Here is a 2595-nt window from a genome sequence, read left to right as displayed (position 1 = left end):
TCATTGTCTAGCGACTGAAAATCGTACCCGGCGCGGCCCATGTCCTTTTCCATCAAGGCCGGAATCCGAAAATGCGCAAGAATTCGGACGTTATCCAACAGCACTGCCTCTGGAGGGCAAGCCACAGCAGGATACGCACAGGGATACCTGAAGAGCCGAAAAAAATTCCGGATGCTTGTTTGCACATCCGGAATCACCGATTGCTCCCAGAAAGAACGCTAGTCACAAGGAACCACACGGGGATTCTTTCATAGGAGCAATCATCGTCGGCAGTTGGTATCTAGCCCTTCGGCGGTGTAGGTGCCTGACAACCGTTGCTGTACAGGCGTGTCCGCGACACTTGACATGCAGCGTACCGCCATCAGAGAGAAAAAGCCTTCGGCTGCATCCCCTCGAAAAACGGACACAACCGGAGGCTTTTCACTGCTGATTCGTAAATATAGGTTTAATTTCCTCCTGTTTGCTCTTCCCTCATCTTGTCGCGAACTTCCCAGATAGCAGTCCAGTCCGTATTGCCTTCTTTACTTTTTAAAATTAATCTTTCTGCGAGTCACCAAGGCAACTACAACTGTCGCCGCACCTCCAACAACAGCGCCTATCCCCTTTTTTACTTTCTCGGCCTGCTTATTCCGGCAAGCCTCACAATATCTATACTTATACCCAGACGGCAGAACCTTTTGACAGTTTTTATTTGCGCAGATCCTAATCTTTTCTTCACTCATATTTTTTCTCCGACGACGCGTTGCCTTCTAATAATTTTATATCTGATGGACTCGGAAGCGCTTTAACTTTTTCACTAATTTCTGGAAGTGTCTTAGTCCAGTAGTTTTCCGGAGATGGATCGATCATATCCAACCGCTCTACAAGACCAGGAACGGAAGTATATGTATCTTCTATAAATCCAGCGTAATAGGTAAGGCTCTTTCTTGCTGCTTCTTGTTCTCCCAACTCTTGATAAGCCATCGTTTCTGCAAACGACACCATATTGACGGCGCAGAGACTCTCTCGAATTTCACTCATTCTGCTGTTGATCTTATCCGCCGATGCACCTAATAAAGCCTTCTGAATAAAATTTACCGGTTCGTTCTTGATAAATTCGACATTTGTTTTCTGACTCAACATCAATAGATTTCTGCTATCTTCTGCTGCAGAGACTAGTTGCATTAACGCCATGGCTTTCAGTTCTGGATTCTTTATTTCCATTGCCTGAAGGAGTTTCTGCTGACAGCTATAAGCAGTGGCCAAACGATCATATTCCTGACCCATTCGTACCTCTTCAACAGCGAGTTGCACGGCTTGTATCTGCTCAGCTATCTGCGCTAACTGCATTTGTGTTGAGAAGTCCATAATAGCTCGTGTCAATTCTGGGGCCATCTGTACTGACTTTAACGGAATCGTTGTGACGATTTCCCCTGTTTCAGGATTGACCAGATTTGCCATGAGTGATCCGTCTTTTTTAGTCATCAGTTTCAGGGCGCCATCTGCTATCTTCTTCTTCTGCTCGTCAGTCAATACTGCCTGTAACGTTTCATAAGGAACTGCTGCTTTTACAGCATTGATGAATGCCGGAGCAGAATACAATGCCTTCTCAATTTTTGAAAAAGCTGTCCGAGCCTTATTTAACAATGGTTGTGCAACTTCCGGAATATATTCAAAGCATTGAGTAGGCTCATCTGTATATTCAGAAGAATCTACGATTTCCACATCATCTTGAGGAGTATCATTTCCCATTCGGATCGCCCTTTCATGATATTCCTATAATGGAATATGTGTTTCCCGAGAATCTACCTCATCGTTTCTTATATGTCAATTCGATGTCGTATCCAAGCTTTTCCATCATCTGGACAAAGGTCCGGTTGACGATCTCGTCCGGCGTCTTGAGCGGAAAATATCGCCAAAGTGCCTGCAAATGATAACACTGGAAAACGCGCACTTTGAACTGTAAGACTCGTTTCTTGCCGCCCTTGATGATATTGGCACGCCTATCAATCTCAGCCTGAACCCGGAGGAACACATCTCTGTCGATGATCACCTCATAGCTTCCTTCCGCATAGCACTTCAGTACCTGGCCGTCGTCCTTGATGCGCTTCTTTTCCAGAACACTCACGGTGTGTAGGTCTTCTGCAGAAGCGCATCGCCGATGTACTTCTTATTGGTAAGGATCTGTCGGATGTTGCTGACTTCCCATTTTTATTTCCGGCATCATTCAAGATACTGCCTGCCTCAAGTCTTCGCTTGATCTAAAGAAGCTCGCGCCGTCCATGTACTCGGCATATATTCTTTTGACAATCTCTGCCTGTTCCGGGACAACGACCAGCTTGCCATTCTTATCCTTGGTGCATCCAAGGAACCGATTGTGGTTGACCTGCACCTTGCCTTGCTGGTTTCGGAACTGGATGCCGAGGCGGACGTTTGCAGACAAAGATTCCGATTCTTGCCGGGCCAGCGCCGCCATGATTGTCATAAGCACCTCGCCCTTCGCATCCAAGGTGTTAATGTTGATAACGTCCGAATTCTTGCGCATTTTCGGATTCCGGCCTTGATGGAAAAGGACATGGGCCGCGCCGGGTACGATTTTCAGTCGCTAGACAATGA

At 46.4% G+C, this 2595-nt stretch carries 3 protein-coding genes and 1 pseudogene; all 4 read right to left on the bottom strand.

Features of this window, described 5'->3' with window-relative positions:
- Nucleotides 1–714: 714 nt before the first annotated feature.
- Complete coding sequence (locus CLV65_RS08615) at nucleotides 715–1731, bottom strand: hypothetical protein (protein WP_094692030.1); 1017 nt, start codon at nucleotides 1729–1731, stop codon at nucleotides 715–717.
- Between the two features lie 58 nt (nucleotides 1732–1789).
- On the bottom strand, nucleotides 1790–2107 hold the full coding sequence (locus CLV65_RS08610) for a hypothetical protein (protein WP_211278448.1): 318 nt from the start codon (nucleotides 2105–2107) through the stop codon (nucleotides 1790–1792).
- Nucleotides 2104–2178 (bottom strand): annotated as a pseudogene (locus CLV65_RS09160) (hypothetical protein); the annotation flags it as partial. The gene CLV65_RS08610 and the pseudogene CLV65_RS09160, both read right to left, overlap by 4 nt.
- A gap of 28 nt (nucleotides 2179–2206) precedes the next feature.
- Nucleotides 2207–2524: a serine integrase family protein gene (locus CLV65_RS08605; RefSeq protein WP_094692029.1), complete on the bottom strand. Its 318-nt coding sequence runs from the start codon at nucleotides 2522–2524 to the stop codon at nucleotides 2207–2209.
- Nucleotides 2525–2595 lie beyond the last annotated feature (71 nt).

Origin of the sequence: Pseudoscardovia suis (assembly GCF_002797875.1) — a bacterium.
In the GTDB taxonomy this organism is placed as follows: Bacteria; Actinomycetota; Actinomycetes; order Actinomycetales; family Bifidobacteriaceae; genus Pseudoscardovia; species Pseudoscardovia suis.
Note: the sequence above shows the minus strand (reverse complement) of the source record. Positions and strands in the feature narration are given on the sequence as shown.

Excerpts from the sequence above, each read along its gene's own strand:
- CLV65_RS08615 (WP_094692030.1), bottom strand. The coding sequence starts at position 1,731 with ATGGGAAATGATACTCCTCAAGATGATGTGGAAATCGTAGATTCTTCT.
- CLV65_RS08605 (WP_094692029.1), bottom strand. The coding sequence starts at position 2,524 with ATGCGCAAGAATTCGGACGTTATCAACATTAACACCTTGGATGCGAAG.